Here is a 25,343-nt window from a genome sequence, read left to right as displayed (position 1 = left end):
CGCCGTCGCGGCTTTTGGGAAGCTCGTCAGTCCTTTCGGGCGGCATCGGCCGACGAAGCCGAAGCGGCATTCTGCCGGCCCTCGCCTGGCTTCGGGCCCGATCCATGCTTGATCGCCAGCGTGAGAATCGTCCGGCCGATCGCCTCCGGCAGGTTGGCGTCCAGCATCACCCGCAGGCGACCGGCCCCGGCCTCGGCGGCCGAGACCTCGAAGGCCGCAGGCTTGTGCCGCGGCGCCGGCCGCGGGCGGCGCGCGCTGAACAGGGTATCCAGCCTCCGGCCGATTTCTCCGAGCTCGAGATCGAGACCGGCTTCCTCCAATGCATCCATCGTCTCAACAGCCGTCCATCGGGAGCTATCGTTCAGGCTGTGATTCGCCTTAAGAACTTCATTTACAGATCGTTAAAATTTGAGTTAGTGGCGGCTGCCCGTTCGGGGCGGAGTAGCGTCATGTTCGAAGCCATTCTGATAGCGGTCCTCATGGCCGGAACCGCAGGCGTATCCTGGCTGGTCGCCGATATTCTGCATCTGCCGCTGGAAATCTGAGCGACGATAACAGATTCGGCAGAAGCCGGCCCGTTTTCGAAGCCCCGCGAGCCATCGCTTCCAAAAATCTTTCCTCTTGTCCGGTCCCGCTCCGCTTCGGCCGCGTTGATCGGGGATTGCGGCCTGCGTGGCCGTGCCGGGGATGAGGAATGATGACCGGACGCACCCTTCACTGGTTCCGAAACGATCTGAGGCTGGCGGACAACCCGGCACTTCTCGCTGCCGTAGCGGGCGGGCCGACCTTATGTCTGTACATTCTCGATACAGGCCCTGATCGCCGCCCGATCGGCGGCGCCTCGCGCTGGTGGCTGTCGCGCTCGCTCGATGCGCTTGGCGAAGCACTCGCACGGAGGCACGGGCGGCTCGTGCTGATGAAAGGCGATCCAGCCGAGCTGCTGCCGCGCGTTGCGGCAGAGGCAGGGATCAACCGAGTCACCTGGAACCGCCGCTACGAGGCGAAGGAGATCGCACTCGACAGCCGGCTCAAGGAGGCGTTGTCCGGAAACGGCATCGATGTCAGCAGCTTCAACGGCCATCTGCTCAACGAGCCTTGGCAGGTGACCACCACGACCGGGCAGCCGATGAAGGTGTTCACACCCTATTGGCGTGCTGCCCGCCAGAAGGGCGAGCCGGCTGCTCCGATCGCCGCTCCTGCGCGAATCCCTGCATTCTCGCTGCCCGATTCGATCGAGGCGCTGACGGTCTCGCTTGACGATCTCGGGCGCGCACCGCGGAAGCCGGACTGGGCCGGCGGTCTGCGGGCCGCCTGGACACCAGGAGAATCGGGCGCCGCGGAGCGTCTCGACGATTTTCTCGGCAGCGGGCTTTCAGGCTACGCCGAAGACCGCGACCGGCCGGACCGGGCCGCGACGTCGCGGCTGTCGCCGCATCTGCATTTCGGCGAAATCGGCCCGCGGCAGGTCTGGCATGCTCTGCACCACGCCCGCGCCACCGGCGAAGCCGCAGGATCGGAGCAGGACGCGGAAAAATTCCTCTCGGAGATCGGCTGGCGCGAGTTTTCCCACCACCTGCTTTTCCACAATCCGGAGCTGGCGACCCGCAACTACGATTCGCGATTCGACGCCTTCCCCTGGCTCCCAGACGAGGCGGCGCTGCATCGCTGGCAGCGCGGGCAGACCGGCATCCCGCTTGTCGATGCCGGCATGCGCGAGCTCTGGACAACTGGCTGGATGCATAACCGGGTGCGGATGGTCGTTGCCTCCTTCCTGATCAAGCACCTCTTGCAGGACTGGCGGGCCGGCGAAGCCTGGTTCTGGGACACGCTGGTCGATGCCGATGCGGCCAACAACGCCGCAAGCTGGCAATGGGTGGCGGGGTCCGGCGCCGATGCCTCGCCCTATTTCCGCATTTTCAACCCGGTGACCCAGGGCGAAACCCACGATCCGCACGGAGCTTACGTTCGCCAATGGGTGCCGGAGCTTGCCGGGCTTTCCGACAAGGATATCCACCAGCCCTGGAAGGCCTCGGAAAAGGCGCTGCGCGAGGCGGGCATTCGAATCGGCGAGACCTATCCTGCCCCGCTCGTCGACCTCGCCTTCGGGCGCCAGCGCGCGCTCGACGCTTTCGCCGCGATCCGCAACGGCTGACTGGCTCAGCCGCTACGCTCGGCAAAGCGGCTCATCAGCGCGAAATAGACCGGGTAAGGCAGAAGACGCGCGACCTTCAGGATCCAGGCAAGGCGGCGCGGCACCGTGACCTCGAAGCCGCCGCGCTCGAAACCATCGACGATTCGCCTGGCGCCATCCTCCACCGTCAGCAGGAACGGCATCGGGAAACGGCGGCCCTCCGTCATCGGCGTCTCGATGAAGCCGGGATTGACCAGTTGCAGCCGGATGCCGGCCGCCTCGCAATCGAAGCGCATCGATTCGCAGAAATAGATCGCCCCCGCCTTCGCGGCGCCATAGGCGGCCGCACCCGGCAGGCCGCGATAGCCGACCAGCGAGGCATTGACCGCGATCTGCCCCCTGCCCCGCGCGACCATGCGCGGCTGAACGGCGAAGAAGCTCTTGGCGACGCCGAGCAGGTTGACGCCCACCACCTTCTCGACCGTCTCGACATCGATCGCCCTGCCCTGGCCCGACGCGATGCCGGCATTCAGGAATGCCAGCGCGATCGGCCCATGGATGCTCTCAATCGCGTCACTGACATTCCGCATGCCCTGCGCGTCGGTCACGTCGCCGGCATGGGCGACGATGCGGCCCGGCAGATTCTCGGCGCTACGGGCGAGGCGCTCAAGCACCTCCAGACGCCGGGCGGTGACGGCAACCGTCCAGCCCCGTGCCGCCAGCTCGAGCGCGACCGCAGCGCCGATGCCGGAACTGGCACCGGTGATCCAAGCGATGCCGTCCTGCGGCTTCATGCGGGGCAAGGCCATGACAGCTCCGGGTTGGCGGGACAGTCATCTAGGCATCGAATCATCAGACCGAAAGCCATGCGGCCGAAATCATCCCCGCTATCCCGCCAACGCGGTGGCATGGCTGGCTCAATCGGTGCAGTCTGCGCCGGAAGGGCGCTCCGCGCCGCCAGCGAAATGACGAGATCATGCCGACCGAGCTTCTCTTTCGACAGGATGCCTATCTCAAGGAAACGCCTGCGACGGTCGAGGCCGTCAACGAACGCGGCGGCATCATCCTCAACCGGACCAATTTCTACGCAACCGGCGGCGGCCAGCCGGGCGATGCCGGGCATCTGCGCCGCACTGACGGCAGCCAGATCGCCATCGCCACCACGATCTACGATCCCGAGGACAAGAGCCGGGTCATCCATGTCCCGGCCGAAGGGCAGGCCTTGCCTGCGCCCGGCGAGGCGGTGACGGTCGTGCTCGACTGGGAGCGCCGCTTCAAGCGGATGCGCATCCATACTGCGTTGCATCTGCTCAGCGTCGTTCTGTCCTTTCCGGTCACCGGCGGCTCGATCGGGGATGGCGACGGCAGGCTCGACTTCGACATTCCCGAAGGCGGGCTCGACAAGGCCGAAATCAGCGAGAAGCTCAATGCGCTCGTCGCGCGCCATGCCGATGTGACCGAGCGTTGGATCACCGACGAGGAGCTCGACGCCAATCCGGGTCTCGTCAAAACGATGTCGGTGAAGCCGCCGCGCGGTTCGGGCCGGGTCCGGCTCGTCGCCATCGGCGATATCGACCTGCAGCCCTGCGGCGGCACCCATGTCCGCAACACCGCCGAGATCGGCGCGGTCGCGGTCACCGATATCGAGAAGAAGGGCAAGCAGAACCGGCGCGTCCGGATCGCGCTGGCCTGAGATCACCAAAGCTGATGCCCAGAGGATACGCCTATGGCCCGTGAAGACGTCTTCGTTTCGACCGAGTGGCTGGCCGAGCGCCTGAATGCGCCCGATATCGTCGTGGTCGATGCCTCCTGGTATCTGCCGGCGCAGAAGCGCGACGGCGCGGCCGAATACGCCCAGCGCCGCATTCCGGGCGCGGTCCATTTCGATATCGACAAGATCAAGGATACCCGCTCGTCCCTGCCCCATATGCTGCCCTCGGCGCCCGAATTCGCGGCGGCCGTCGGGGCGCTCGGCATCGGCGACGGCATGCGCATCGTCGTCTATGACGGACTCGGCTTCTTCTCGGCGCCGCGCGTGCGCTGGACCTTCAAGGTCTTCGGCGCGCGCGATGTGGTCATCCTGGACGGTGGTTTTCCGAAATGGCTCGCCGAAGGCCGGCCGGTCGAGGAAGATCGTCCGAAGGCGCGCCAGCCCCGCAGCTTCACCGCAAGGCTCGACAACGGCGCCGTCGCCGATGCCGATGACGTGGCCCGCGCCACCGCCTCGCAGGCGATCCAGGTCGTCGATGCCCGCGCCGCCGACCGTTTCCGCGGCGAGGCTGCGGAGCCGCGGCCGGGCCTGGCCTCCGGCCATATCCCCGGCTCGCTCAACCTGCCGTCTTCGCAGCTCACCAGCGATGGCCGGCTGAAGTCCCCGGAAGAGATCGTCGCGCTGTTCAAGGATGCCGGCGTCGATCTCGACAAGCCCTCGATCATGACCTGCGGTTCGGGCGTCTCGGCCGTGATCCTGTCGACGGCGCTCGAGACCGTCGGCAAGCCGGCCAAGGCGATCTATGATGGCTCGTGGTCCGAATGGGGCATGGGCGAGCGGCCGGTCGCGACCGGACCGGCGAAGCAGGGCTGAGCGGGAGGCATCGATGAGCCACGATCACGACCATCCGCACGATCATGGCCATGACGGCGAGCCGCGCTGGAAGCATGACGGCGTGCGCGTCATCTCCGGCGACAAGCTCGACCCGAACACGGCGCAGACACCCGGCATGTTCCGGCAGGCCGCGATCAACCATGCCCGCGTTGGCGCCCAGAAGATCTGGGCCGGCACCGTCGCGATCGAGCCCAATGCCAAGACCGGCGTGCATCATCACGGCGATCTTGAAAGCGTGATCTATGTCGTGAGCGGCAAGGCGCGGATGCGCTGGGGCGAGCGATTGGAATTCGTCGCCGAGGCCGGGCCGGGCGATTTCATCTATGTGCCGCCCTTCGTGCCGCACCAGGAGATCAACGCCGATCCTGACAACCCGTTGCAATGCGTGCTGGTGCGCTCGGACAACGAGGCGGTCGTCGTCAACATCACCGATGTCGATCCGGTCGAGAAGCCGGAAGAGGTCTACTGGGTCGACCCGATCCACAAGCACCCGCACGGGTGAACGGAGCGCGACAGGTTCGCTGAAACAACCCCTGACCAACCATGTATCAGCCGCGCACTCCGGGCTATCGCAAGAGCGATGCGCAGATGCGCTGGGCTCTACCAGATCGGGTTTTCTTCGCCTGCGGCGCCTGCCACATCCTGGCACATGCCTTCCTCGCGAGATGGGGGCGGAGCGGCATGCGTGCGCTCTGGATCAAGCCGGCGGCCGGCCATACCGGCAATCATATCTTCATCGACGGCGGCGGCTGGGCCTTCGACTATCACGGCTATGCGGAGAAGGATCGGTTCCTCGCTCACACCTGGCGCGGAGCCCGGAGGCGCTGGCCAGGCTGGCAGGCCTCCCTCATCGAACTCCCGGCTGATATCCTCGTCTCGGAAGTGAAATCGCGCGGCTATGACGGCCTCTGGCTTCGTGAGCCCGGCCAGTTCCTGCACGACGCCATGCCGCGAGCCGAGGCCTATCTCAGCCGGTTTCCCGCGCCTCGGCCATGACCGTCGAATTGCGTGAGATCACCGCGGCAACGGTCCGTACCATCTGCGGCCTCGAGGTCACGGAGGAGCAGCGCGAGAATGTCGCGCCGGTCGCGATCTCGATCGCACAGGCGCATTTCGAGCCGCGCGCTACCTTCCGGGCGATCTATGCCGGGGACGAGCCCGTCGGCTTCATGCTCTGGCGCGACGACGACAAGCCGGGCACCGCCTATCTCTGGCGGTTCATGGTCGATCGCCGGCATCAGGGCAAAGGCTACGGGCGCGCCGCGCTGGAGCAGGTCTTCGCGCTGCTGAAGGCGCGCGGTGTCGCCAGACTCAGCACGAGCGTCGTTCGAGGAGAGCACAGCCCGCTGGGATTCTACCTGTCGGCAGGGTTCATCGAGGCGAACGAAGTCACGAGCAGCGGCGAATGGCTGCTGAGGAAGAACCTCTAGACAAACGCCGACCGCCTCAGCCCGTCTCGAAATCGCCGGGCTGCGGCGGGGCGATCGGCGTGAACAGCGTCCGGTCCGGCTTGATGTCGAGGAGCGGCGTTTCGTCGAGGCAGTCGAGCCCGCGCACCAGCAGCACCCGGCCCTCCCGCGCCACCAGCGTCGCGATCGAGGTGCCGATCGGATTGGGCCGGACCGGCGTGCGCAGCGCGAAGGTGCCGTGCGTCTCGCCGTTATTGGCCGGGCTCTGGCGGACGAGATCGCGGCGCGACTGGTGCAGCCAGTAGAGCACCTCCAATCGTTCGAAGCGCTCGATCCCCTCAAGCGCCTCGTCCCAGGGCGGAAAGAGTTCGATGCGGCAGATCGGCCCGTCCGCCCTGCCCTGGCGCGGGCAGACGAGCCGCGAGGTCCAGGGCGTGCGGATGGTGCCGATGAAGACGAGGCCGGCATCGGTCGCCTGCGGCGGCGCCACAGTGACCTCCTTCTCGCGGATCTCGTTCTCGCGGACCATCGCAGCGCGCCTCGTCAATCGATCGCGATCATGACGTCGGAGGCCTTGACCACGGCGTAAGCCTCCTTGCCGACGGTGAGGCCGAGATCGTCCACCGCCGCATTGGTGATCGAGGAGGTGACGATCGCGCCGCCGATATCGATGCGGACATGGGCCGTCGTCGCGCCCTTGGTGATCTCGACGATCCTGCCCTTGAGCTGGTTGCGGGCGCTGATCTTCATGGCTCGTCCTCTCCTTGCGACAACAGGGCTGCGGCTGCGCCTTGACTCGGGTCCGGGCGCACGGCAACCATCGTTATACCCAACGATATACAACGAGAAATTCGAGCGAGGAACAACATGTTGAAGCGCCGCACCCTGCTGGGCATGGGCCTGGCCCTTGCCGTGAGCTTTGCTCCCGCCTTCGACGCCGCGCAGGCGCAGACGAAGGACCTCGTCATCTTCGCCGCCGCCAGCATGAAGAACGCGCTGGACGAGGCCGCCGCCAACTGGGTCAAGGAAAGCGGCAAGCCGGCGCCGAAAATCTCCTATGCCGCCAGCAACACGCTGGCGAAGCAGCTCGAGAACGGCGCCCCGGCCGATCTCTTCGTCTCCGCCGATCTCGACTGGATGGATTATGCGGCGAGCAAGAACCTGATCAAGCCGGATACCCGCGTCAGCCTGCTCGCCAACCGGATCGTGCTGGTCGCCGGCAAGGATTCGACCGCCAAGCTCGACCTCAAGCCCGGCGTCGATATCGCGGGCGCGGTCGGTGACGGCCGCCTCGCCATGGGCAATGTCGATTCCGTCCCGGCCGGCAAATACGGCAAGGCCGCGCTGGAGAAGCTGGGTAGCTGGGACAAGGTGAAGGACAAGATCGCGCAGGCCGACAATGTCCGCGCCGCGCTGCTGCTGGTCTCGCGCGGCGAGGCCCCGCTCGGCATCGTCTACGCGACCGACGCCGCCGCCGATCCGCAGGTCAAGGTGGTCGCGACCTTCCCCGAGGATTCGCACCCGCCGATCATCTATCCGGTCGCCGTCACCAAGGATTCGGCCAATCCCGACGCGCAGGCCTTCCTGACCTATCTGCGCAGCCCCGCCGCAAAGCCCGTCTTCGAGAAGCAGGGCTTCACGGTGCTCAACAAGGCCGCCAGCTCTTCGTGATCGCCGCTTCGTGACCGACTGGCTTACGCTTTCGCCTGAAGAATGGACGGCGGTGAGGCTCAGCCTCATCGTCGCCACGACCGCCATGCTCGCGAGCCTGCCGCTGGGGCTCGCGGTTGGCCTGTTGCTGGCGCGCGGGCGCTTCTGGGGCAAGTCCCTGCTCGACGCCATCGTCCATATGCCGCTGATCCTGCCGCCTGTCGTGACAGGTTATCTGCTGCTCGTCGGCTTCGGCCGGCGCGGGCCGATCGGCGAGTTCCTCTATGACTGGTTCGGGATCGTGCTCTCATTCCGCTGGACCGGCGCGGCGCTCGCTTGCGCCGTGATGGGTTTCCCGCTGATGGTGCGCGCCATCCGGCTCTCGATCGAGGCGGTCGACCGCAAACTCGAATCCGCCGCCGGGACGCTCGGCGCCAGCCCGCTCTGGGTATTCCTCGTCGTCACCCTGCCGCTCTGCCTGCCCGGCATCATCGCCGGCATGATCCTGTGCTTCGCCAAGGCGATGGGCGAGTTCGGCGCGACGATCACCTTCGTCTCCAACATTCCCGGCGAGACGCAGACCCTGCCCTCGGCGATCTATACCTTCACGCAGGTTCCGGGAGGCGATGCCGGCGCAATGCGCCTGACGCTGATCTCCATCGTGATCTCGGTCGCGGCGCTCTTTTTCTCCGAACTGATGGCCCGCATCGTGGGCCGCCGGATCGCCGTCGAATGACGGATGTCCTCGATATCGCCGTTCGCCACAGGCTCGGAGACTTCACGCTCGATTCGAGCTTCACCTCCGATGGGCGTCTCACCGCCCTGTTCGGCAGCTCGGGTTCCGGCAAGACCTCGCTGGTCAATGTCATCGGCGGGCTGATCCGCCCGGATTCCGGCCATGTCCGCGTCGATGGCGAGACGCTGGTCGACACCGAACGCGGTATCTACCTGCCGAAGCACCGGCGCCGCATCGGCTATGTCTTCCAGGAGGCGCGGCTCTTTCCGCATCTCACCGTGCGCCAGAACCTGCTGTTCGGGCATTGGTTCGTGCCGCGCGCCCAACGCAAGCCGGCCGAGCTCGACAAGGTGCTGGAATTGCTCGGCATTGGCCATCTGCTGCGCCGCCGCCCCGGCGCGCTCTCCGGCGGCGAGAAACAGCGGGTCGCGATCGGCCGTGCCCTGCTGGCGCAGCCGCGCCTGCTGCTGATGGACGAGCCCTTGGCGGCGCTCGACGAAGCCCGCAAGGCCGAGATCCTGCCGCATATCGAGCGCCTGCGCGACGAGGCCGGCATTCCCATCGTCTATGTCTCGCATGCGCTGGCGGAGGTCGCGCGCCTCGCCACCACCGTCGCCATGGTCGAGAACGGGCGTGTTGCGGCTTGCGGCCCGACGGCCGACATCCTGTCCCGGCCCGATCTGGCCGCACGGCCGGGCGCACCGGAAGCGAGCACGCTGCTATCCGCCGAAGTGGCCGGTTTCGAGGAGGCTTTCGGGCTGGCGCGGCTGACGACACCAGCCGGACCGCTGACGATCGCGCGTGGCACGCTGCGGCAGGGCCAGCGGATCAAGATCCGCATCCTCGCCAGCGACGTCATGCTCGGCCTTGGTCAGCCGGCCGAGATCAGCGCGCTCAACGTGCTGCCGGGCACGGTCTTCGAGATCGGCGAGCGCAGCGGCACCGGCGGCAGCACCGTGCACCTGCTCATCGCTTGCGGCGAGGCGAAGCTGGCGGCGCGCCTCACCGCGAAATCCCTCGCCCTGCTCGGGCTGGCGCCCGGCAAGCCCGTTCATGCGGTGATCAAGAGCGTCTCCGTCGAGATGCCCTGACGCGGGCGCCGCACCGCCCTCTCAAAAAGTCATGCAACCAGCCTTGACCTTCCCATGATGGGAAACCTTATATCGCCTGTCATCACCATGAAGGAGACGGCGATGACGGTCATCGACAGAAGCAGGAACGACCTCGAAACCCTCGATCTGGGCGTCGAGGGCATGACCTGCGCGAGCTGCGTCGCCCATGTCGAGCGCGCCATCGCGGCGGTGCCGGGCGTCGATGCGGTTTCGGTCAATCTCGCGACCGAGCGGGCGCATGTCAGCTTCGCGAAGGGCGGAACCGACCTGAAGCAGGTCGAGGCGGCGGTCCGCCAGAGCGGCTACACCCCGGTCGAGAACACGATCGAGTTGTCGGTCTCGGGCATGACCTGCGCCTCCTGCGTCGGCCATGTCGAGAAGGCCCTGCGCGCCGTGCCGGGCGTGATCGAGGCCACCGTGAACCTCGCGACCGAGCGCGCCAGCGTGAAGACGCTCGCCGGCAACGAGATCGTCCCGGCCCTGGTCAAGGCCGTCGCCGGCGCCGGCTATGAAGCGAGCCCGATCGCCGCGGCCGATGGCGATGCCGACACGCGCCGGCAGGCTGCCAAGGACGAGGAGCAGGGCAAGCTGCTGCGCTCCGTCATCCTCGCCGGCCTGCTGACGCTGCCGTTGCTCGTGGTCGAGATGGGCAGCCACATGTTTCCCTCCCTGCACCATTGGCTCGCCGGCACCTTCGGCGAGTGGAACGTGCGCGTCTTCTCCTTCGCGCTGGCGACCATCGTCCAGTTCGGGCCGGGCCTCGTCTTCCTGCGCAAGGGTTTCCCGGCGCTGCTGCGGCTGGCGCCCGACATGAACTCGCTGGTCATGCTCGGTACCGGCGCGGCCTATCTCTATTCGAGCGTCGCGACCTTCCTGCCGGACCTGCTGCCGATGGGCACGGAAGGCACCTATTTCGAATCCGGCGCGGTGATCGTGACGCTGATCCTGCTCGGGCGCTGGTTCGAGACCCGCGCCAAGGGCCGAACTGGCGCCGCCATCCGCAGCCTGATCGCGCTCCAGCCCAAGAGCGCCCGCGTTCTGCGCGACGGCGCCGAGAGCGATGTCGCCGTCGACAGCGTCCGCCCCGGCGATGTCGTGATCCTGCGGCCGGGCGAGCGCGTCCCGGTCGATGGCGAGGTCACGGACGGCAGTTCCTTCGTCGATGAATCGATGATCACCGGCGAGCCCGCCCCCGTCCGCAAGGAAGCCGGCAGCACTGTCACCGGCGGCACGGTCAACGGCTCCGGTGCGCTGCGCTTCACCGCGCGGAAGGTCGGCTCCGACACGCTGCTCGCCCAGATCGTGCGCACCGTTCAGGCCGCGCAGGGCGCCAAGCTGCCGATCCAGGCGCTGGTCGACCGCGTCACGCTCTGGTTCGTCCCGGTCGTGATCGTGCTGGCCTTGCTGACCTTCGCCGTCTGGCTGGTCTTCGGCCCGAGCCCGGCCTTGTCGCATGCGCTGGTCAATGCCGTCGCGCTGCTGATCATCGCCTGCCCCTGCGCCATGGGTTTGGCGACCCCGACCTCGATCATGGTCGGCACCGGCCGTGGCGCCGAGCTCGGCATCCTGTTCCGTCAGGGCGACGCCCTGCAGGCGCTGAAGGACGTCCAGATCGTGGCGCTCGACAAGACGGGCACGCTGACCAAGGGCAAGCCCGAGCTCACCGATATCGAGCCGGCGAATGGCTTCACGGCCGATGACGTGCTGCGTCTCGTCGGCTCGGCCGAGAATCGCTCGGAGCATCCGCTGGCGCTGGCGCTGGTCGCAGCCGCCAAGGCGCGTAACCTCGCGCTTGCCGAGCCGGCCGATTTCACCAGCGATCCCGGCCGCGGCGTCACCGCGACGGTCGAGGGCCGCAAGGTCGCGATCGGCGGCCACCGGTTGATGGAAGAGGACAAGCTCGACATCGCGCCCTTCGCCGCCCGCGCCAAGGCGCTGGCCGAAGCCGGCAAGACCCCGCTCTATGCCGCGATCGACGGCAAGATCGCTGCCGTCATTGCCGTCGCGGATGCCGTGAAGGAGACCACGCCCGCGGCCATCGCGACCCTGCACAAGCTCGGCCTCAAGGTTGCGATGGTGACCGGCGACGACCGGCGCACGGCGGAAGCGGTCGCGCGCGGTCTGGGCATAGACGAGGTCTGGGCCGAGGTGCTGCCGACCGACAAGGCCGAGGTGGTGAAGCGCCTGCAGGGCCGCGGCGCCAAGGTCGCCTTCGTCGGCGACGGCATCAACGATGCCCCTGCCCTCGCACAGGCCGATGTCGGCATCGCCATTGGCACCGGCACGGATATCGCGATCGAGAGCGCCGATGTGGTGCTGATGTCCGGCGACGTGATGGGCGTGCCCCGCGCGATCGCGCTGTCGCAGGCGGTGATTTCCAATATCCGCCAGAATCTCGCCTGGGCCTTCGGCTACAACGCCCTGCTGATCCCGGTCGCGGCGGGCGTGCTCTATCCGGCTTTCGGCATCCTGCTCTCGCCGGTCTTCGCCGGGCTCGCCATGGCGCTGTCGAGCGTCAGCGTCGTCAGCAATGCGCTCAGGTTGAAGCGCTTTCAGGTGGAGGCCTGAGATGAATATCGGCGAAGCCGCAACCCGCTCCGGCGTCAGCGCCAAGATGATCCGCTATTACGAGAGCATCGGCCTGATCACCCCGCCGGCCCGCACGGCCGCGCAATACCGGGTCTATGCCGCTGACGACGTGCATACGCTGCGCTTCGTGCGCCGCTCGCGCGATCTCGGCTTCTCGCTGGAGGAAACGCGCGAATTGCTCGCGCTCTGGCGCGACAAGAGCCGGGCCAGCGCCGATGTGAAGAACCTCGCCATGGCGCATGTGCGCGAGCTCGAGGAAAAGGCGGCCGAGCTCAAGGCCATGGCCGACACGCTGCGGCACTTGGCGACGCATTGCCATGGCGACCACCGCCCGGATTGCCCGATCCTGGCGGACTTCGCCGCCACACCATCGGCGCAGGCCAAAGCCTGAGACGCTGCTCCGCCATGCACTGAATGTCTGGACGGGGCGGTATGAGATTGCTCATATGCCGCTGCCCACCAGAGGCGGGTCCGGCCCGGCCGCATCGGCCCCGTCGGGGAATCCGCCTCTCAACGAAAGACGGGGAGCGCCAAGGCGTTCTCCAGGCGGAACGACAATGGACAATCGAAACGATCTCTGGCGGCATGTCGATGCGAACAAGGAGCGCCTGATCGCGCTCTCCGACCGGGTCTGGGGCATGCCGGAGGTGTGCTACACCGAGAAGCGCTCTGTCGCCGAGCACATCGCCGAATTGAAGCACCAGGGCTTCAAGATCACCGAGAATGTCGCTGATATCCCGACCGCCGTGATCGGCGAGGCCGGCGAAGGCGGCCCGGTCATCGCCTTCCTCGGCGAATACGACGCCCTGCCGGGCCTGTCGCAGGAAGCCGGCGCTTCCGAGCACAAGGAAATCGAGACCGGCGGCCACGGCCATGGCTGCGGCCATAACTTGCTCGGCTCCGCCGCGATGCTCGCCGCCGTCGCGATGAAGGAGTGGCTCGCCGAGAACAAGATCCCCGGTCGCGTGCGCTATTACGGCTGCCCGGCCGAGGAAGGCGGCGCCGCCAAGGCCTTCATGGTCCGCGCCGGCGCCTTCGACGACGCCGATGTCGCGATCTCGTGGCACCCGTCGAGCTTCTGGGAGGTCGCTCCGGCCCTCGCCCTCGCCAATACCCGCGCCGATTTCGTCTTCACCGGCCGTGCCTCGCATGCGGCGGCCGCGCCGCATCTCGGTCGCTCGGCGCTCGACGCCGTCGAATTGATGAATGTCGGCGTCAACTACATGCGCGAGCACATGCCCTCCGACGCGCGCGTCCACTACGCGCTGCTCGACACTGGCGGCATCGCCCCGAACGTCGTCCAGGCCCATGCCCGGGTGCGCTACTCGATCCGCGCCCGTGACCTGCGCGGCATGCTGGAGCTCGTCCAGCGCGTGAAGAAGATTGCCGAAGGCGCGGCGCTGATGACGGAAACCAAGATGGAGATGCGCATCGTCAGCGCCGTCTCCGATCTCGTCGCCAACACGCCGCTCGAAGAGGCCATGCACAAGGTGATGGGCGAACTCGGCGCGCCGCATTTCGACGATGCCGACAAGGCCTATGCCGAGAAGATCCGCGGCACGCTCTCGGCCCAGGAGATCGCCTCGATCTGGCGCACCATCGGCATGCCCGATACCGGCGCCCCGCTTGCCGACTTCCTCGTGCCGCGCGACGCCCGGCGCAACCCGGCGATCGGCTCGACCGATATCGGCGATGTGAGCTGGGCGGTGCCGACCGTGCAGGCCCATGCGCCGACGGTCGCGATGGGGACGCCCTTCCACACCTGGCAGGTGGTGGCGCAGGGCAAGTCCCCCGCCGCGCACAAGGCGATGGTCCATGTCGCCAAGGCGATGGCCGCGACCGGCGCCGCGGTGCTGAGCGACCCGGCCCTGATGGCTGCCGCCAAGGCCGATCATAAGGCCCGCCTCGGCAAGGAAGGCTACACCTCGCCGCTGCCGCCCGAAGTGAAGCCGCCGCTGACGATGTCGCTGGGCTAATCGCGACGGCTTGCCGTCACATTCTCGGGCGCCGCAGAGCGGTGACCCGAGAACCTCGTGCCGAGAAGGGCGCTCTTCCTTCCTGAGATGCTCGGGTCAAGCCCGAGCATGACGGCTGCGGCTGCGTTGCCTTGCCGATTGAATGAACACATATGATCCGGGAGAATGAGCCTCTGCCATCAGCCGGCAGAATCGCCAGCCCGGAGCCAGCATGGATCGCGCAGAGGAATCGGAAGACGGGCTCGGCCGGCATCACCGCTCGGCCAGCGGCCCGGCCGATTCCGCGATGCCTGAACCCGTCGACCTCGCCGGCTATGTGCTGGACGAGCAGTTCGGCTTCCTGCTGCGGCAGATGCAGCAGCGCTATGTCGCGATGTTCCTGGAGATGATGGGCGCAGACGGGCCGACGCCGCCGCAATTCGCGGTCCTCTGCCGGCTCGCCGTCGACGGACGGATTTCCCAGAACCAGCTCGGCCGCATGACGGCGATGGATCCGGCCACGATCCGGGGCGTGGTGACGCGCCTCGCCGAGCGCGGGCTGGTCGAGCGCCTGCACGATCCCGACGACAAGCGCCGCGTGCTGGTACAGCTCGGCCAGCGCGGCCGCGAGCTGTTGCCGGATTATGTCGTCCGCGCCAAGGCGATCACCATCGCGGCGCTGGACCCGATGGCGGAGCGCGAGGTCGAGCCGCTGCTCGACGTGATGCGGCGCCTGCTCTCAGGCTTCAGACCGCCAGATACTGGCTCCTCGCCGCCTCGTCAGCCTTGAGCGCCGCCATCGTATCGTCGAAGCGGATCAGCCCCTTCTCGATGATGACGGCGCGGTCGGCGATGCTGCCGGCGAAATGCAGGTTCTGCTCGGAGAGCAGCACGGACAGCCCCTCGCCCTTCAGCACGCGAATGGTCTCCGCCATCGCCTCGATGATGACGGGCGCCAGCCCTTCCGAGGGTTCGTCGAGCAGCAGCAGGCGCGGATTGCCCATCAGCGTGCGGGCGATGGTCAGCATCTGCTGCTCGCCGCCGGACATGGCGCCGCCCGGCCGGTCGCGCATCCGGCCGAGATTGGGGAAGAGATCGAACAGGCGCTCCGGCGTCCAGTGCGGTGCGCTATCGCGAGGCGGCTGACGGCCGACTTCGAGGTTGTCCATCACGGTCAGTTCGGAGAAGACGCGCCGGTCCTCCGGGACATAGCCGATGCCGAGCCGGGCGATCTGGAAAGGCTCGCGGCCGGCGATCTCCTTGCCCTCGAAGCGGATGGAGCCTTGCGGCTCAGGCACCAGCCCCATCACCGTCTTCATGGTCGTCGACTTGCCGGCGCCGTTGCGGCCCATCAGCGCGACGACCTCGCCATGTCCGACCGAGAAGCCGACGCCATGCAGGATCTTGGCGCGGCCATACCAGGCCTCGACGCCGGAGAGTTCGAGGAGCGCCGTCATCAATGCCCTCCCGAGGTCGCGCCGGAGCCGAGATAGACCGCGCGCACCTGCGGGTCGTTGCGGACTTCGGCACTGGTGCCGGCGGCGATCAGGCGACCCCGGTCGAGCACCAGAACACGGTCGGCATGGGCGAAGACGACATCCATGTCGTGCTCGGTGAAGAGCACGGCGATACCGCGCTTCCGTGCGATGCGGGCCGTCAGCGCCATCAGGGCGATGCGCTCCTGCGGCGCCATGCCGGCGGTCGGCTCGTCCATCAGCAGGAGCTTCGGCTCGTTGGCGAGCGCGATGGCGAGTTCGACGCGCTTGAGATCACCATAGGCGAGCACGCCGCAGGCGCGCTCCGCCTGCTGGGTCATGCCGACCTGATCGAGCAGTGCATTCGCTGGTTCCAGGCGGCGCTGGTCGGCGCGTCCGAACAGGCGCCAGCTCTCCCCGGCGTGAGAGATCAACGCCATCTGGACGTTCTCGCGCACGGTCATCGAGGCAAAGGTTGCAGTGATCTGGAAGGTGCGGCCGACGCCGAGGCGCCAGATCTTGCGCGGTTCGAGCCCGGTGATCGGTTTGCCTTCGAGCAGAACCTCGCCGCGATCGGGCTTGAGCTGCCCGTTCAGCATGTTGAAGCAGGTCGTCTTGCCGGCCCCATTGGGGCCGATCAGCGCGACCAGCTTGCCGGCCTCAACCGAGAAGGACACGCCATCGACCGCCTTCACGCCGCCGAAGGACTTGGCGAGATCGCGGGCTTCCAGCACGGGAGGCATGGACGCACTCATGCCACGGCCGTCGCCTGCGCGGCGCTCTCGCGCCGGGCGCGCCAGTACAGCCAGGTGCCGACGAGGCCGCGCGGGAACAGCACGACCAGGAGCACGATCGACAGCCCCAGCCCGAAGCGCCAATAGGCCGTCATCTTCGCGAGCTGTTCGTTCAAACCCATATAGGCGAAGGCGCCGACGACCGGTCCGGCGACCGTCTGGACGCCGCCGAGCAGCACCATCAGCAAGGCATCGACCGAGCGCGGGATCGCCATATAGGTCGGGAAGACCGAGCCCTTCGAGAAGGCGAAGAGCCCGCCGGCGATGCCGGCTGCGACCGCGGCGATGGTGAAGGCCGCCCATTGCAGGCGCCCGACATCGAGCCCGATCGCCTCGGCCCGCAACGGGCTGTCGCGGCCGGCGCGCAAGGCGTAGCCGAAGGGTGCGAAGATGATGACGCGGAGCGCCACGATGACCAGCACGGCGATGGCGAGCGCGAGGTAGTAGAACACCGTCTTGGGCACCGCCCAGGCCGAGGGCCAGACGCCGAGGATGCCGTTATCGCCGCCGGTGAGGTCGACCCACTGGAAGGCCGTGGCCCAGGCGATCTGCGCGAAGGCCAGCGTCAGCATGGCGAGATAGACGCCCGAGAGCCGCACGCAGAACCAGCCGAAGATCGCGCCAGCGATCCCGGCCATCAATGGCGCCAGCATCAGCGCCTCCTCCATCGGGCTGCCCAGCCATTTCACCGCCAGCGCCGCGCCATAGGCGCCGAGGCCGAAATAGGCGGCATGGCCGAAGGAGGTGATGCCGCCCGGCCCCATCAGCAGATGCAGCGAAGCGGCGAAGACGGCGAAGATCACGAGATCGGTCAGGGTCAGGATGACATGGTCCGGCACGACGAGCGGCGCGAGAGCCAGCAGGCCGAGCGCCACGGCTCCGAACAGCTTGGCCGCGCGATCGGCCGGGCGCAGCAGGAAGAGCTGGCCGGCATGACCGCGCGGTTCCACGCTCGCCTTGCCGAGCAGGCCATGCGGCCGGACGATCAGCACCGCCGCCATCACCAGGAAGACCAGCACCAGCGTGATCTTGGGCAGGATCAGGATGCCGAAGGCATGGAGCACGCCGATCAGCACGGCGGCGAGATAAGCACCCGTCACGCTGCCGAGCCCGCCCACCACCACGACGACGAAGGCCTCGGCGATCATCGACAGGTCCATGTGCAGGTTGATCGCCTCGCGCGGCAATTGGAGCGCGCCGCCGAGCCCGGCCAGCGCCGCGCCGAAGGCGAAGACCGAGGTGAAGAGCAGGCGCTGGTTGACGCCGAGCGCGCTGACCATCTCGCGGTCCTGCGTTGCCGCCCGGATCAATACGCCCCAGCGCGTCCGGTGGAACAAGAGCCAGATCAGGCCGAGCACCACCGGCCCGACCGCGATCAGGAAGAGCTCGTAGCTCGGGAAGCGGTTGTCGAACAGGATGACGAAGCTGCGGAAGCCCGGCGCGCGCGGGCCGAGCTTGTCCTCCGGCCCCCAGGTCGCCAGCGCAATGTCCTGCAGCATCAGCACGACGCCAAAGGTTGCGAGCAGCTGGAACAGCTCCGGCGCCTGATAAATCCTTCTCAGGATCAGGACTTCGATGAGCACGCCGGCAAGGCCGGTGAGCAGCACGGCCAGCACTACGCCGCCCCAGAAGCCGAGCGGATCGGCCGGGCCGAGCCAGGTCACTAGCGTGAAGGCCAGATAGCCGCCCAGCATGTAGAGCGAGCCATGGGCGAAGTTCACGATTCGCGTGACGCCGAAGATGATCGACAGCCCGCACGCCACCAGGAACAGCGACGACGCCGAGGCCAGGCCGTTCAGGGTCTGGGTGAGGACGAGATCAAGCATGTCGTCTCGGGGGAAGGCGTATGTCTCGGACGGTAGGGGCCGGCCGGCGGGTTATCCGCATCATGTCGGCGCCTCGCTCCGTCATTCTCGGGCGAAGCGAAGCGTAGACCCGAGAATCTCAGGCCGAAAGAGGCTCAGGAGCCTCACGCGGCAGGAGATGCTCGGGTCAAGCCCGAGCATGACGCGGAGAGCATCAAGCTCAGCCCACAACCGGCCGCAGCTTGCGGACCTCGTCGTCGCTGGGCAAGTACTTGGCGCCGTCGCGATAGCTCCAGTCGACCATCACGCCCTTGCCGTTCTTCTGCGCGCTCTTGCCGACATAGGCGCCGAGCGTCGACTGATGGTCGATCTTGCGGAACGCGATCGGGCCGAAGGCCGTGGTGAAGCTCAGCCCCTCGAACGCGTCTACGAGCTTCTCGTTATCGGTCGAGCCGGCCTTCGTGAGCGCCGCTGCGATGGCCTGCACCGTCTCGTAGCCGACGACCGAGCCCAGCCGCGGATAGTCGTTGTACTTCGCCTTGTAGGCGTCGCGGAACTTGACGTGTTCCGGCGTCTGCAGGTCGGCATGCGGATAGCCGGTAATGATCCAGCCCTCCGGCGTCTCGGCGCCGAGCGTGTCGAGGTATTCCGGCTCGCCGGTCAGCATCGAGACGACCTGGCGCCCCTCGAACAGGCCGCGCGTATTGCCGGCGCGGACGAAATTGGCGAGATCGACCGCGAAGGTGACGTTGAAGATCGCCTCGGGCTTGGCCGCTTCCAGCGCCTGGACGGTCGCGCCGGCATCGATGCGGCCGAGCGCCGGGAACTGCTCGGCGACGAAGGTCACGTCGGGACGCGCCTTCAGCAGCAGCTCCTTGAACCACTTCACCGCCGACTGACCGTATTCGTAGTTCGGCGCAACGATCGCCCATTTCTTGGCCGGGAGCTTCGCGGCTTCCTCGACCAGCATCGCCGCCTGCATGTAGGTCGAGGGCCGCAGGCGGAAGGTGTAGCGATTGCCCTTCGACCAGACGAGCGCATCGGCCAGCGGCTCGGAGGCGACATAGAGCCGCTTGTTCTGGTTGGCGTAGTCGGCAAGCGCCAGCCCGACATTGGAGAGGAAGCCGCCGGCGATGATGTCGACCTTCTCGGCCGTGGCGAGATCGGCGGCGTGCCGCACCGCATCCTCGGGCTTGCCGGCATCGTCGCGGAAGACGGTCTCGAGCTTGCGGCCGAGCACGCCGCCGGCGGCGTTGATCTGCTCCTGCGCCAGCTCCCAGGCCTGCCGATAGGGTTTCAGGAAGGCCGGCTGGGCGGTATAGGAGTTGATCTCGCCGATCCTGATCGGCCCCGCGCCCTGGGCGCGCACGAGCTGGGGAACGCCGAGGGCGAGCGTGCCCGCGACGAAACTGCGACGGTCGATCTGCATGAGGGTAAGTCCTTCGCCTCGCTGCGGCTGCAATCCGCGCCGATACCGCTCGCGCCGGGTCGGGCGAAGCGGAATTCATTTGTATGCATATGAATTAGCAAATCCGTGCGCTTGTCAATCTGCCATTCTTGCAATGCAGCAGATGAGCAGGCGACTGACGGCAGTTCGCGCAGCCTTACGCAAATCGCCAAAAAACCCCTGATTTCATTGAAGAAACGGGCCGCCTAAAAATAAGTCAGCGATGCTGCCCTTTTGCTCTTGCGAGCTGGCCGGAGCCTCCCTATCTAGAGTGCAGCGCAGCAGAGATGTTGCGTCGCCCTCCTTGGGCGTTTCCTCCCTAGACTTGGGCTGCGCTTCCGGCGTGGCCCTTTTTTCTTGTCGGGAGTGCGCCCTTACCAGCGCCGGCCGTAGCCCCAGGGCCCGCCGAAGGAGGCGTCGAAGCGGTCGAAGCGATAGCGCCGGTCGGCCGCCCGGTCGAGATCGAGCTGCAGCAGGCAGTTCGAGAAAGCCTCGCCCGGCGCGCGGAAACCATAGGAGCGGCAGCGCTCCTCGTCGATCGCGCGATACTGCGCCTCGGTGGTCACGCAGCCGCTCAATGCGAGGGCCAGCATCGCGCCGGCGGCAAGCCTGATGATCGTCATCGCGCTTCTCCTCTCGCTCATAACCATCCTACGCGCAGACGATAGCTCCGGTTCCCGGGCCAGCCTAGCGCGAGAACTTGATCGGCACGCTCAGCGAAATCGCGCCGCCGCCGAGCCCATCCGGCGGTGCCGGGACAGGGCTGGCACGGCGGATCATCGCGACCGCCTCCCCGTCCAGCGCCGCATCGCCCGAGCCCCGGACAAGACGGGCCGAGAGCACACGGCCGCCGCGGTCGATGCTGAAGGCGACCTGGACCGTGCCGGGGCTGGCGCCTCCAGGGAAGCGCTTGTAGCGGTTGAGATGCGCCATCAGCGACCCGCGCCAGCTCGCGGTCGCGGCCGGAGACGGCGAGGACGCACCGGAATTGGGAGCCGCCGCACGTGGAGCGGCCTGCGCCTGCGCCACCGGCGCGGAGGTCCGCTCGGCCTTCGGCTTGTCCGGGCGGATGGGCTTCTTCTTCTCGACGACCTTGGGTTTCGGCTTCGGCTTGGGCTTCTCCGGCGGAGGCGGCTTCGGCTGTTCCTTCGGCGGCGGCGTCAGGATCGCCGCAGCGTCCGGCAGTGGCGGCAATTCGGGAATCCTGATCTCGGGCTCAGGGATCGCGACGGGCTCCGGTTCAGGCGGAGGTGGCTCGATCTCCTTGGGCTGCTCGACCGGCTCGGGCGGCGGCGGTTCGGGCTCGGGCTGCGCCTCGGCCATCTCGGGGCCGGGCGCAACCTCCTGCGGCGGCGCTTCGGGCGCCACGGCGAGCGGCGCGAGCTCGATCATCACGGCGGCGGGGGGCGAACCCATCGCCGCCTCGGCACGCTGCCAGTTGGCAATGACCCAGCCGGCCGTGCCATGGGCGCTCGCGACCACGAGCGCGGCAAGACTCCAGCGCAGGGCCGCCGGCGCGAAACGCGACAATGACGGGCGCTCGAGGCTCATGGCTTCGGCCCCGCAGCAGCCCCCTGCCCGGTATCCTCCAGACCGACCAGCGCGATCTTGAGATAGCCGGCGTTGCGCAGCAGGTTCATGACGTTCATCAGTTCGCTATAGGCGACGCTGCCATCGGCCCGCAGGAAGACCCGCTGCTCGCGGTCGCTGTTCGTCTTCTGGTCGAGTGCCGTCTGCAGGGCCTCGCGCGGCACGGGGTCATTACCGAGCGCGAGCGAAAGGTCGCCCTTCACGGTCAGGAACATCGGCGTGTCCGGCCGCGGCTGCGGCTGCGCGTTCGAGACCGGCAGGTCGACCGCGACATCGACGGTCGAGAGCGGCGCCGCCACCATGAAGATGATCAGCAGGACGAGGATGACGTCGATGAACGGCGTCACGTTGATGTCGCTGACCTCGCCGAGGTCGCCGTCCTGCGGCTCTTTGAGGGAAACGCCCATGGCTCACTCCGCCGGAACGAGCGGCGCGGCCGCCACAGCCGCGGCTGAAGCCGAGGACGAAGAGGACGAACGCGGGGCCGGTGCGACGGCGCGCTGGCGGCGCTCCAGGTCGCGCGAGAGATGGCGCAGGATCTCGCCCGAGGCATCGGAAAGCGTGGCGCGGTAGCCGGTGATCGCGCGGGCGAAGACGTTGTAGATGATGACGGCGGGGATGGCGGCGACGAGGCCGATCGCGGTCGCCAGCAGCGCCTCGGCGATGCCGGGGGCGACGACGGCGAGATTGGTCGTCTTGGCCTGGCTGATGCCGATGAAGGAATTCATAATGCCCCAGACCGTGCCGAACAGGCCGACGAAGGGGGCGGTCGAGCCGATCGTGGCGAGCAGGCCGGTTCCGCGCGCCATCGAGCGGCCGGCGCGCGCCTCGATCCGCGAGAGCGCGATGGCGACGCGCTCCTTGATGCCGTCCTCGCCGAGGTCGGCCGAGCGGCGGGTCTCGGACAGGGCAGCGGACAGCAACAAGCCGACGGCGCCGCGCAGCTTGCCGTTCCTGCCCGCCGCAGCTCCGGCTGCCTCGCCCAGATTCTCGGCCGCCTCGATGCGGCGCAGCGCCCGGCCGGCCGAGCGCTTGGCAGCGGCCAGCTCCATCGCCTTGGCGAGCCAGATCGTCCAGGTCACCAGCGAGGCGAAGGCAAGCCCGAGCATCACGCCCTTCACGACGATGTCCGCCGCCATGAACATGCCCCAGGGCGACAGGTCATGCGGCAAGGTCGCCGTCGCGGCCGGGGCCGGGGCAATCACAGGTGTCGCGGCCTCGCTGGTGGTCAGCGGCGGGTGAGCGGCGCTCGGCGGATTGATGCCGAGCTGAGGCAGCGCAGGCGGCAGCGGATTGGTCGGCGTCGCGGGCTGGATCGCGGGCGCCGGCTGAACCGGCTGGGTCTGTGCCGCAGGCGGGGCCGTTTCGGTGGGTACCTGTGGAGCGGACTGCCCCGGCGCCTGGGCCTGGGCCGCGACCACGGACAGGCTCATCGCAACAAGAGCCAGACGAAACGCACGCATCATCACAAATCCAGCCTTCTCTGGAGGAGCGCCGCCCCGGCTCCAGCCGGTTCCAGCACCTGCTGCCGGGCACCAAGGGCCGGCAGCTTCCTCATTGGAATCATTACAAAAAAAGACTTGCAGCGGCGTTGCTGCATATGCGATACGCCTGTTCGAATCGGGCGGGCATGTCAAGGAAAAGCGGCTCGCCGGCTCTGCCCTCCGATGGGCCCCGGCCACGCGAAATCAGGCCAGTCCGCGCTTCCGGACGACCCTCACATATCCGCTATTCGATGAATGCAGGGCGCTGCCGGCGCGGTGTGCGCGACAGCGATTCAGCCACGCTCGGGCCGGTCGATCTCGGCCTGTAGCGCCGCGAGATGAGTCGCGGCAGCCTCGGTCGCAGCCTGCTCGACCGCGCGGAAGCGCAGGATGAGCGCTTCGCCGAGCGGAGTCAGTCGTGCCCCACCGCCATTGCGCCCGCCGACCTGGCGCTCGACCACCGGCTTGCCGAAGAGCACGTTCAGTTCCTCGACCAGCTCCCAGGCGCGCCGGTAGGACATCTCCATCGCCCGGCCGGCCGCCGAGATCGAGCCATGCGTCGCGATGTTCTCGAGCAGCGCGATCTTGCCGGGGCCGATCCTGCCTTCGGGGTCGAGCTGTATCCGCAGGCTGAGCGAGGGCACCGCCGCCTCAGGAGGCTCTGGCCAGGGCAGCCTTGACGCCCTCGCCGCAGGCCGCGAGCCAGATCGCCGCGATGCGCTCGATGCCGGCCTGGTCGTCGGCATCGAAGCGCGCCGGCGACGGGCTGTCGAGGTCGATCACGCCGATGACGCTGTCGCGTCCGATAAGCGGCACGACGAGTTCCGAGCGCGAGGCCGCATCGCAGGCGATATGGCCGGGAAAGGCATGGACGTCCTCGACCAGCATCGATTTCCGCTGCGCCACGGCTGCGCCGCAGACGCCCCTGCCGACGGGAATGCGGACGCAGGCCGGCTTGCCCTGGAACGGGCCGAGCACGAGCTCGCCTGATCGCATGATGTAGAAGCCGGCCCAGTTCAGATCCGGCATCATCTGGAACAGCAGCGCGGAGGTGTTGGCGGCGTTCGCAATGGGGTCGCTTTCGCCCATGAGCAGGGCTTCGAGTTGCCCGGCGAGTTCACGATAGAACTCCGGCTTGCTGCCGGCGGCGATGCTGCGTGCCTCGAACATGATCCTGACGCCTCGCTTGCGTTCGCTCTCGAAATCCAGCGCCGGTTCCTACCACCATCCTCCCGGCCGCGCCATCGAAGAGGCCCCTTCCCCGTTCCCTGCGGATCGTGCCAATCCTCCCCTGCACCAGCCTGAGAGGAGTCGGTCGTGAGCGAGGATACCCGGCAAATCCGCATCGCGGCCGCGCTGCTGACCGACGCGCGCCAGCGCCTCCTTCTGGTCCGCAAGCGCGGCACCGCCTGGTTCATGCAGCCGGGCGGCAAGATCGAGCCCGGCGAAGGGCCTTTCGACGCGCTCACCCGCGAACTCCGGGAGGAGCTGGGACTTTCTGCTTCGCTGGAGGCTGCACGCCATTGCGGACGCTTCGCGGCACCGGCCGCCAATGAGCCGGGCTTCACTGTCGAGGCCGAGCTTTACGCCCTGCCTCTCGATGTAAAACCAGAGCCCGCGGCCGAGATCGCCGAGATCGCCTGGCTCGAACCCGGAACGGCCTCCACGCTTCCACTCGCCCCGCTGACACGCGACCACGCCCTGCCGCTCTGGCTGTTCATGCTGACGGAGATATCCCGATGAACGACATGAGTTCGAGCCCACGCCGCGCCGATGGCAGCGCCGGCGATGCCGATTACGGCCGCATCGGACAGGGCTATGCCTCCTATCGCCAGCCCGAGCCCGCCATCGCCGCGTTGATCGAGGCCGCGCTCGGCCCGGCCCGGCGGGTGCTCAATGTCGGCGCTGGCGCCGGCTCCTACGAGCCGCGCGGCCGCGACATGATTGCGGTCGAACCCTCCGCCTCGATGCGGGCGCAGCGCCCGGCGGATATCGTCGCGGCGATCGACGCCACCGCGGAAGCCCTGCCCTTTCCCGACGGGTATTTCGACGCGAGCATGGCGACCTTCACCGTGCATCAATGGCAGCATCTCGATGCGGGCCTGCGCGAGATGCGCCGGGTGACGCGCGGGCCGGTCGTGATCCTGTCCTGCGATCCCGATCTGGTGCAGGCCTTCTGGCTCAACCACTACGCGCCGGAGGTGCTGGCGACCGAGGCGCGGCGCTATCCTTCGCTCGGCCATATCGGCACGGTTCTGGGTGGCGATGTCGAGATCGTCGCGGTGCCGATCCCGCTCGCCTGCCGCGACGGTTTCAACGAGGCTTATTACGGCCGGCCGGAACTCTTCCTCGATCCGGGCGCGCGCTCGGCATGCTCGGCCTGGAGCTTCGTCGGCGAGACCCAGAACGCCGCCTCGATCGAGAAGCTGCGCCAGGACCTGGACTGTGGCGCCTGGGACGATTGCTACGGCTTCCTGCGCAACCAGCCGAATTTCGACGGCTCGCTGCGCCTCGTCATCGCGCGGCCTTGAACCGAAAACGGAAGGGCCGGCTCCCTTGCG

The 25,343-nt window shown here is 67.7% G+C and carries 29 protein-coding genes; 15 read left to right on the top strand and 14 right to left on the bottom strand.

Annotation, left to right across the window (positions count from 1 at the left end; translation table 11 throughout):
* Window positions 1–26: 26 nt before the first annotated feature.
* Window positions 27–329 carry a hypothetical protein gene (locus BLQ70_RS17850; RefSeq protein WP_091859332.1) on the bottom strand — a complete coding sequence of 101 codons (303 nt, stop codon included), beginning with the start codon at window positions 327–329 and terminating at the stop codon, window positions 27–29.
* A 368-nt stretch (window positions 330–697) separates the two neighbouring features.
* On the opposite strand from BLQ70_RS17850, the gene BLQ70_RS17845 reads away from it, so the two are divergent.
* Window positions 698–2,152 carry a cryptochrome/photolyase family protein gene (locus tag BLQ70_RS17845; RefSeq protein WP_091859755.1) on the top strand — a complete coding sequence of 485 codons (1,455 nt, stop codon included), beginning with the start codon at window positions 698–700 and terminating at the stop codon, window positions 2,150–2,152.
* A 5-nt stretch (window positions 2,153–2,157) separates the two neighbouring features.
* Here BLQ70_RS17845 and BLQ70_RS17840 read toward each other — a convergent pair whose 3' ends face one another.
* Window positions 2,158–2,940: an SDR family NAD(P)-dependent oxidoreductase gene (locus BLQ70_RS17840; protein WP_061967941.1), complete on the bottom strand. Its 783-nt coding sequence runs from the start codon at window positions 2,938–2,940 to the stop codon at window positions 2,158–2,160.
* Window positions 2,941–3,107: 167 nt separating this feature from the next.
* On the opposite strand from BLQ70_RS17840, the gene BLQ70_RS17835 reads away from it, so the two are divergent.
* Genes BLQ70_RS17835 through BLQ70_RS17815 form a run of 5 tightly spaced genes read left to right on the top strand, consistent with a single transcriptional unit; the run spans window position 3,108 to window position 6,166 of the window.
* Window positions 3,108–3,824: an alanyl-tRNA editing protein gene (locus BLQ70_RS17835; RefSeq protein WP_091859329.1), complete on the top strand. Its 717-nt coding sequence runs from the start codon at window positions 3,108–3,110 to the stop codon at window positions 3,822–3,824.
* A gap of 33 nt (window positions 3,825–3,857) precedes the next feature.
* Window positions 3,858–4,715 (top strand): 3-mercaptopyruvate sulfurtransferase, encoded by an 858-nt coding sequence (gene sseA, locus BLQ70_RS17830; RefSeq protein WP_091859326.1) that lies wholly within the window; start codon window positions 3,858–3,860, stop codon window positions 4,713–4,715.
* Window positions 4,716–4,728: 13 nt separating this feature from the next.
* Window positions 4,729–5,238 carry a cupin domain-containing protein gene (locus tag BLQ70_RS17825; protein ID WP_091859323.1) on the top strand — a complete coding sequence of 170 codons (510 nt, stop codon included), beginning with the start codon at window positions 4,729–4,731 and terminating at the stop codon, window positions 5,236–5,238.
* Window positions 5,239–5,279: 41 nt separating this feature from the next.
* The gene (locus BLQ70_RS17820) at window positions 5,280–5,732 is read left to right on the top strand and encodes a hypothetical protein (RefSeq protein WP_091859320.1); all 453 of its coding nucleotides are present in this window, start codon (window positions 5,280–5,282) and stop codon (window positions 5,730–5,732) included.
* Window positions 5,729–6,166, top strand: a complete 438-nt coding sequence (locus BLQ70_RS17815) for a GNAT family N-acetyltransferase (protein ID WP_091859317.1) — start codon at window positions 5,729–5,731, stop codon at window positions 6,164–6,166. The genes BLQ70_RS17820 and BLQ70_RS17815 overlap by 4 nt, the downstream gene beginning before the upstream one ends.
* 16 nt (window positions 6,167–6,182) lie before the next feature.
* On the opposite strand, the gene tsaA is transcribed toward BLQ70_RS17815, so the two are convergent.
* Together tsaA and BLQ70_RS17805 are read right to left on the bottom strand one after the other, a co-directional pair.
* Window positions 6,183–6,674, bottom strand: coding sequence for a tRNA (N6-threonylcarbamoyladenosine(37)-N6)-methyltransferase TrmO (tsaA, locus tag BLQ70_RS17810; RefSeq protein WP_091859313.1), 492 nt, complete (start codon window positions 6,672–6,674; stop codon window positions 6,183–6,185).
* A gap of 14 nt (window positions 6,675–6,688) precedes the next feature.
* Window positions 6,689–6,895: a TOBE domain-containing protein gene (locus BLQ70_RS17805; RefSeq protein WP_061967953.1), complete on the bottom strand. Its 207-nt coding sequence runs from the start codon at window positions 6,893–6,895 to the stop codon at window positions 6,689–6,691.
* 117 nt (window positions 6,896–7,012) lie between these two features.
* Between BLQ70_RS17805 and modA the strand changes: the two genes are divergently transcribed.
* The 7 genes from modA (at window position 7,013) to BLQ70_RS17770 (ending at window position 14,977) form a co-directional block, all read left to right on the top strand.
* Window positions 7,013–7,816: a molybdate ABC transporter substrate-binding protein gene (gene modA / locus BLQ70_RS17800; RefSeq protein ID WP_091859310.1), complete on the top strand. Its 804-nt coding sequence runs from the start codon at window positions 7,013–7,015 to the stop codon at window positions 7,814–7,816.
* Window positions 7,817–7,826: 10 nt separating this feature from the next.
* Window positions 7,827–8,531 carry a molybdate ABC transporter permease subunit gene (gene modB / locus BLQ70_RS17795; RefSeq protein ID WP_091859307.1) on the top strand — a complete coding sequence of 235 codons (705 nt, stop codon included), beginning with the start codon at window positions 7,827–7,829 and terminating at the stop codon, window positions 8,529–8,531.
* Entirely contained in the window at window positions 8,528–9,622 is a 1,095-nt protein-coding gene (gene modC, locus BLQ70_RS17790; RefSeq protein ID WP_091859303.1) for a molybdenum ABC transporter ATP-binding protein, read from the top strand. Before modB ends, modC begins: the two co-directional genes overlap by 4 nt.
* 102 nt (window positions 9,623–9,724) lie before the next feature.
* Window positions 9,725–12,211, top strand: coding sequence for a heavy metal translocating P-type ATPase (locus tag BLQ70_RS17785; RefSeq protein ID WP_170843453.1), 2,487 nt, complete (start codon window positions 9,725–9,727; stop codon window positions 12,209–12,211).
* A 1-nt stretch (window position 12,212) separates the two neighbouring features.
* Entirely contained in the window at window positions 12,213–12,623 is a 411-nt protein-coding gene (gene cueR / locus BLQ70_RS17780) for a Cu(I)-responsive transcriptional regulator (RefSeq protein ID WP_061967960.1), read from the top strand.
* A gap of 166 nt (window positions 12,624–12,789) precedes the next feature.
* On the top strand, window positions 12,790–14,208 hold the full coding sequence (locus BLQ70_RS17775) for a M20 family metallopeptidase (protein ID WP_091859301.1): 1,419 nt from the start codon (window positions 12,790–12,792) through the stop codon (window positions 14,206–14,208).
* 211 nt (window positions 14,209–14,419) lie between these two features.
* Window positions 14,420–14,977 (top strand): MarR family winged helix-turn-helix transcriptional regulator, encoded by a 558-nt coding sequence (locus tag BLQ70_RS17770; protein ID WP_210184319.1) that lies wholly within the window; start codon window positions 14,420–14,422, stop codon window positions 14,975–14,977.
* Here BLQ70_RS17770 and BLQ70_RS17765 read toward each other — a convergent pair.
* From BLQ70_RS17765 to BLQ70_RS17720, 10 genes are all read right to left on the bottom strand, one after another.
* On the bottom strand, window positions 14,934–15,644 hold the full coding sequence (locus BLQ70_RS17765) for an ABC transporter ATP-binding protein (RefSeq protein WP_091859298.1): 711 nt from the start codon (window positions 15,642–15,644) through the stop codon (window positions 14,934–14,936). The two genes, BLQ70_RS17770 and BLQ70_RS17765, sit on opposite strands and share 44 nt — an antisense overlap.
* Window positions 15,644–16,417, bottom strand: coding sequence for an ABC transporter ATP-binding protein (locus tag BLQ70_RS17760; protein ID WP_091859295.1), 774 nt, complete (start codon window positions 16,415–16,417; stop codon window positions 15,644–15,646). The genes BLQ70_RS17765 and BLQ70_RS17760 overlap by 1 nt, the downstream gene beginning before the upstream one ends.
* Entirely contained in the window at window positions 16,414–18,282 is a 1,869-nt protein-coding gene (locus BLQ70_RS17755) for an ABC transporter permease (RefSeq protein WP_091859292.1), read from the bottom strand. Before BLQ70_RS17755 ends, BLQ70_RS17760 begins: the two co-directional genes overlap by 4 nt.
* A gap of 199 nt (window positions 18,283–18,481) precedes the next feature.
* The gene (locus BLQ70_RS17750) at window positions 18,482–19,690 is read right to left on the bottom strand and encodes an ABC transporter substrate-binding protein (protein WP_091859290.1); all 1,209 of its coding nucleotides are present in this window, start codon (window positions 19,688–19,690) and stop codon (window positions 18,482–18,484) included.
* 392 nt (window positions 19,691–20,082) lie between these two features.
* The gene (locus BLQ70_RS17745; RefSeq protein WP_091859287.1) at window positions 20,083–20,331 is read right to left on the bottom strand and encodes a hypothetical protein; all 249 of its coding nucleotides are present in this window, start codon (window positions 20,329–20,331) and stop codon (window positions 20,083–20,085) included.
* Window positions 20,332–20,395: 64 nt separating this feature from the next.
* A complete protein-coding gene (locus tag BLQ70_RS17740) occupies window positions 20,396–21,259 on the bottom strand; it encodes an energy transducer TonB family protein (protein WP_091859284.1) in 864 nt (287 codons plus the stop codon).
* Window positions 21,256–21,705: a TonB system transport protein ExbD gene (gene exbD, locus BLQ70_RS17735; protein ID WP_091859281.1), complete on the bottom strand. Its 450-nt coding sequence runs from the start codon at window positions 21,703–21,705 to the stop codon at window positions 21,256–21,258. The genes BLQ70_RS17740 and exbD overlap by 4 nt, the downstream gene beginning before the upstream one ends.
* A gap of 3 nt (window positions 21,706–21,708) precedes the next feature.
* Window positions 21,709–22,761, bottom strand: coding sequence for a tonB-system energizer ExbB (gene exbB, locus BLQ70_RS17730; protein WP_244512069.1), 1,053 nt, complete (start codon window positions 22,759–22,761; stop codon window positions 21,709–21,711).
* Window positions 22,762–23,075: 314 nt separating this feature from the next.
* Entirely contained in the window at window positions 23,076–23,426 is a 351-nt protein-coding gene (locus BLQ70_RS17725) for a winged helix-turn-helix domain-containing protein (protein WP_061967973.1), read from the bottom strand.
* A gap of 7 nt (window positions 23,427–23,433) precedes the next feature.
* A complete protein-coding gene (locus BLQ70_RS17720; protein ID WP_091859275.1) occupies window positions 23,434–23,952 on the bottom strand; it encodes a GAF domain-containing protein in 519 nt (172 codons plus the stop codon).
* Between the two features lie 147 nt (window positions 23,953–24,099).
* On the opposite strand from BLQ70_RS17720, the gene BLQ70_RS17715 reads away from it, so the two are divergent.
* Window positions 24,100–24,525, top strand: coding sequence for an NUDIX hydrolase (locus BLQ70_RS17715; protein WP_091859272.1), 426 nt, complete (start codon window positions 24,100–24,102; stop codon window positions 24,523–24,525).
* Complete coding sequence (locus tag BLQ70_RS17710; protein ID WP_210184318.1) at window positions 24,522–25,313, top strand: class I SAM-dependent methyltransferase; 792 nt, start codon at window positions 24,522–24,524, stop codon at window positions 25,311–25,313. The genes BLQ70_RS17715 and BLQ70_RS17710 overlap by 4 nt, the downstream gene beginning before the upstream one ends.
* Window positions 25,314–25,343: the final 30 nt, after the last annotated feature.

Origin of the sequence: Allobosea robiniae (genome assembly GCF_900102525.1) — a bacterium.
Classification (GTDB): domain Bacteria; phylum Pseudomonadota; class Alphaproteobacteria; order Rhizobiales; family Beijerinckiaceae; genus Allobosea; species Allobosea robiniae.
Note: the sequence above shows the minus strand (reverse complement) of the source record. Positions and strands in the feature narration are given on the sequence as shown.

What these genes read in the sequence shown, in the direction of transcription:
- exbB (WP_244512069.1), bottom strand. Translation starts at nt 22,761, where the DNA reads ATGCGTGCGTTTCGTCTGGCTCTTGTTGCGATGAGCCTGTCCGTGGTC.
- cueR (WP_061967960.1), top strand. Translation starts at nt 12,213, where the DNA reads ATGAATATCGGCGAAGCCGCAACCCGCTCCGGCGTCAGCGCCAAGATG.
- BLQ70_RS17765 (WP_091859298.1), bottom strand. Translation starts at nt 15,644, where the DNA reads ATGACGGCGCTCCTCGAACTCTCCGGCGTCGAGGCCTGGTATGGCCGC.
- BLQ70_RS17805 (WP_061967953.1), bottom strand. Translation starts at nt 6,895, where the DNA reads ATGAAGATCAGCGCCCGCAACCAGCTCAAGGGCAGGATCGTCGAGATC.
- BLQ70_RS17745 (WP_091859287.1), bottom strand. Translation starts at nt 20,331, where the DNA reads ATGACGATCATCAGGCTTGCCGCCGGCGCGATGCTGGCCCTCGCATTG.
- BLQ70_RS17850 (WP_091859332.1), bottom strand. Translation starts at nt 329, where the DNA reads ATGGATGCATTGGAGGAAGCCGGTCTCGATCTCGAGCTCGGAGAAATC.
- BLQ70_RS17720 (WP_091859275.1), bottom strand. Translation starts at nt 23,952, where the DNA reads ATGTTCGAGGCACGCAGCATCGCCGCCGGCAGCAAGCCGGAGTTCTAT.
- BLQ70_RS17820 (WP_091859320.1), top strand. Translation starts at nt 5,280, where the DNA reads ATGTATCAGCCGCGCACTCCGGGCTATCGCAAGAGCGATGCGCAGATG.
- exbD (WP_091859281.1), bottom strand. Translation starts at nt 21,705, where the DNA reads ATGGGCGTTTCCCTCAAAGAGCCGCAGGACGGCGACCTCGGCGAGGTC.
- BLQ70_RS17770 (WP_210184319.1), top strand. Translation starts at nt 14,420, where the DNA reads ATGGATCGCGCAGAGGAATCGGAAGACGGGCTCGGCCGGCATCACCGC.
- BLQ70_RS17760 (WP_091859295.1), bottom strand. Translation starts at nt 16,417, where the DNA reads ATGAGTGCGTCCATGCCTCCCGTGCTGGAAGCCCGCGATCTCGCCAAG.
- BLQ70_RS17845 (WP_091859755.1), top strand. Translation starts at nt 698, where the DNA reads ATGACCGGACGCACCCTTCACTGGTTCCGAAACGATCTGAGGCTGGCG.
- BLQ70_RS17750 (WP_091859290.1), bottom strand. Translation starts at nt 19,690, where the DNA reads ATGCAGATCGACCGTCGCAGTTTCGTCGCGGGCACGCTCGCCCTCGGC.
- modC (WP_091859303.1), top strand. Translation starts at nt 8,528, where the DNA reads ATGACGGATGTCCTCGATATCGCCGTTCGCCACAGGCTCGGAGACTTC.
- BLQ70_RS17785 (WP_170843453.1), top strand. Translation starts at nt 9,725, where the DNA reads ATGACGGTCATCGACAGAAGCAGGAACGACCTCGAAACCCTCGATCTG.
- BLQ70_RS17710 (WP_210184318.1), top strand. Translation starts at nt 24,522, where the DNA reads ATGAACGACATGAGTTCGAGCCCACGCCGCGCCGATGGCAGCGCCGGC.
- tsaA (WP_091859313.1), bottom strand. Translation starts at nt 6,674, where the DNA reads ATGGTCCGCGAGAACGAGATCCGCGAGAAGGAGGTCACTGTGGCGCCG.
- BLQ70_RS17815 (WP_091859317.1), top strand. Translation starts at nt 5,729, where the DNA reads ATGACCGTCGAATTGCGTGAGATCACCGCGGCAACGGTCCGTACCATC.
- BLQ70_RS17740 (WP_091859284.1), bottom strand. Translation starts at nt 21,259, where the DNA reads ATGAGCCTCGAGCGCCCGTCATTGTCGCGTTTCGCGCCGGCGGCCCTG.
- sseA (WP_091859326.1), top strand. Translation starts at nt 3,858, where the DNA reads ATGGCCCGTGAAGACGTCTTCGTTTCGACCGAGTGGCTGGCCGAGCGC.
- modA (WP_091859310.1), top strand. Translation starts at nt 7,013, where the DNA reads ATGTTGAAGCGCCGCACCCTGCTGGGCATGGGCCTGGCCCTTGCCGTG.
- BLQ70_RS17835 (WP_091859329.1), top strand. Translation starts at nt 3,108, where the DNA reads ATGCCGACCGAGCTTCTCTTTCGACAGGATGCCTATCTCAAGGAAACG.
- BLQ70_RS17840 (WP_061967941.1), bottom strand. Translation starts at nt 2,940, where the DNA reads ATGGCCTTGCCCCGCATGAAGCCGCAGGACGGCATCGCTTGGATCACC.
- BLQ70_RS17755 (WP_091859292.1), bottom strand. Translation starts at nt 18,282, where the DNA reads ATGCTTGATCTCGTCCTCACCCAGACCCTGAACGGCCTGGCCTCGGCG.
- BLQ70_RS17825 (WP_091859323.1), top strand. Translation starts at nt 4,729, where the DNA reads ATGAGCCACGATCACGACCATCCGCACGATCATGGCCATGACGGCGAG.
- BLQ70_RS17775 (WP_091859301.1), top strand. Translation starts at nt 12,790, where the DNA reads ATGGACAATCGAAACGATCTCTGGCGGCATGTCGATGCGAACAAGGAG.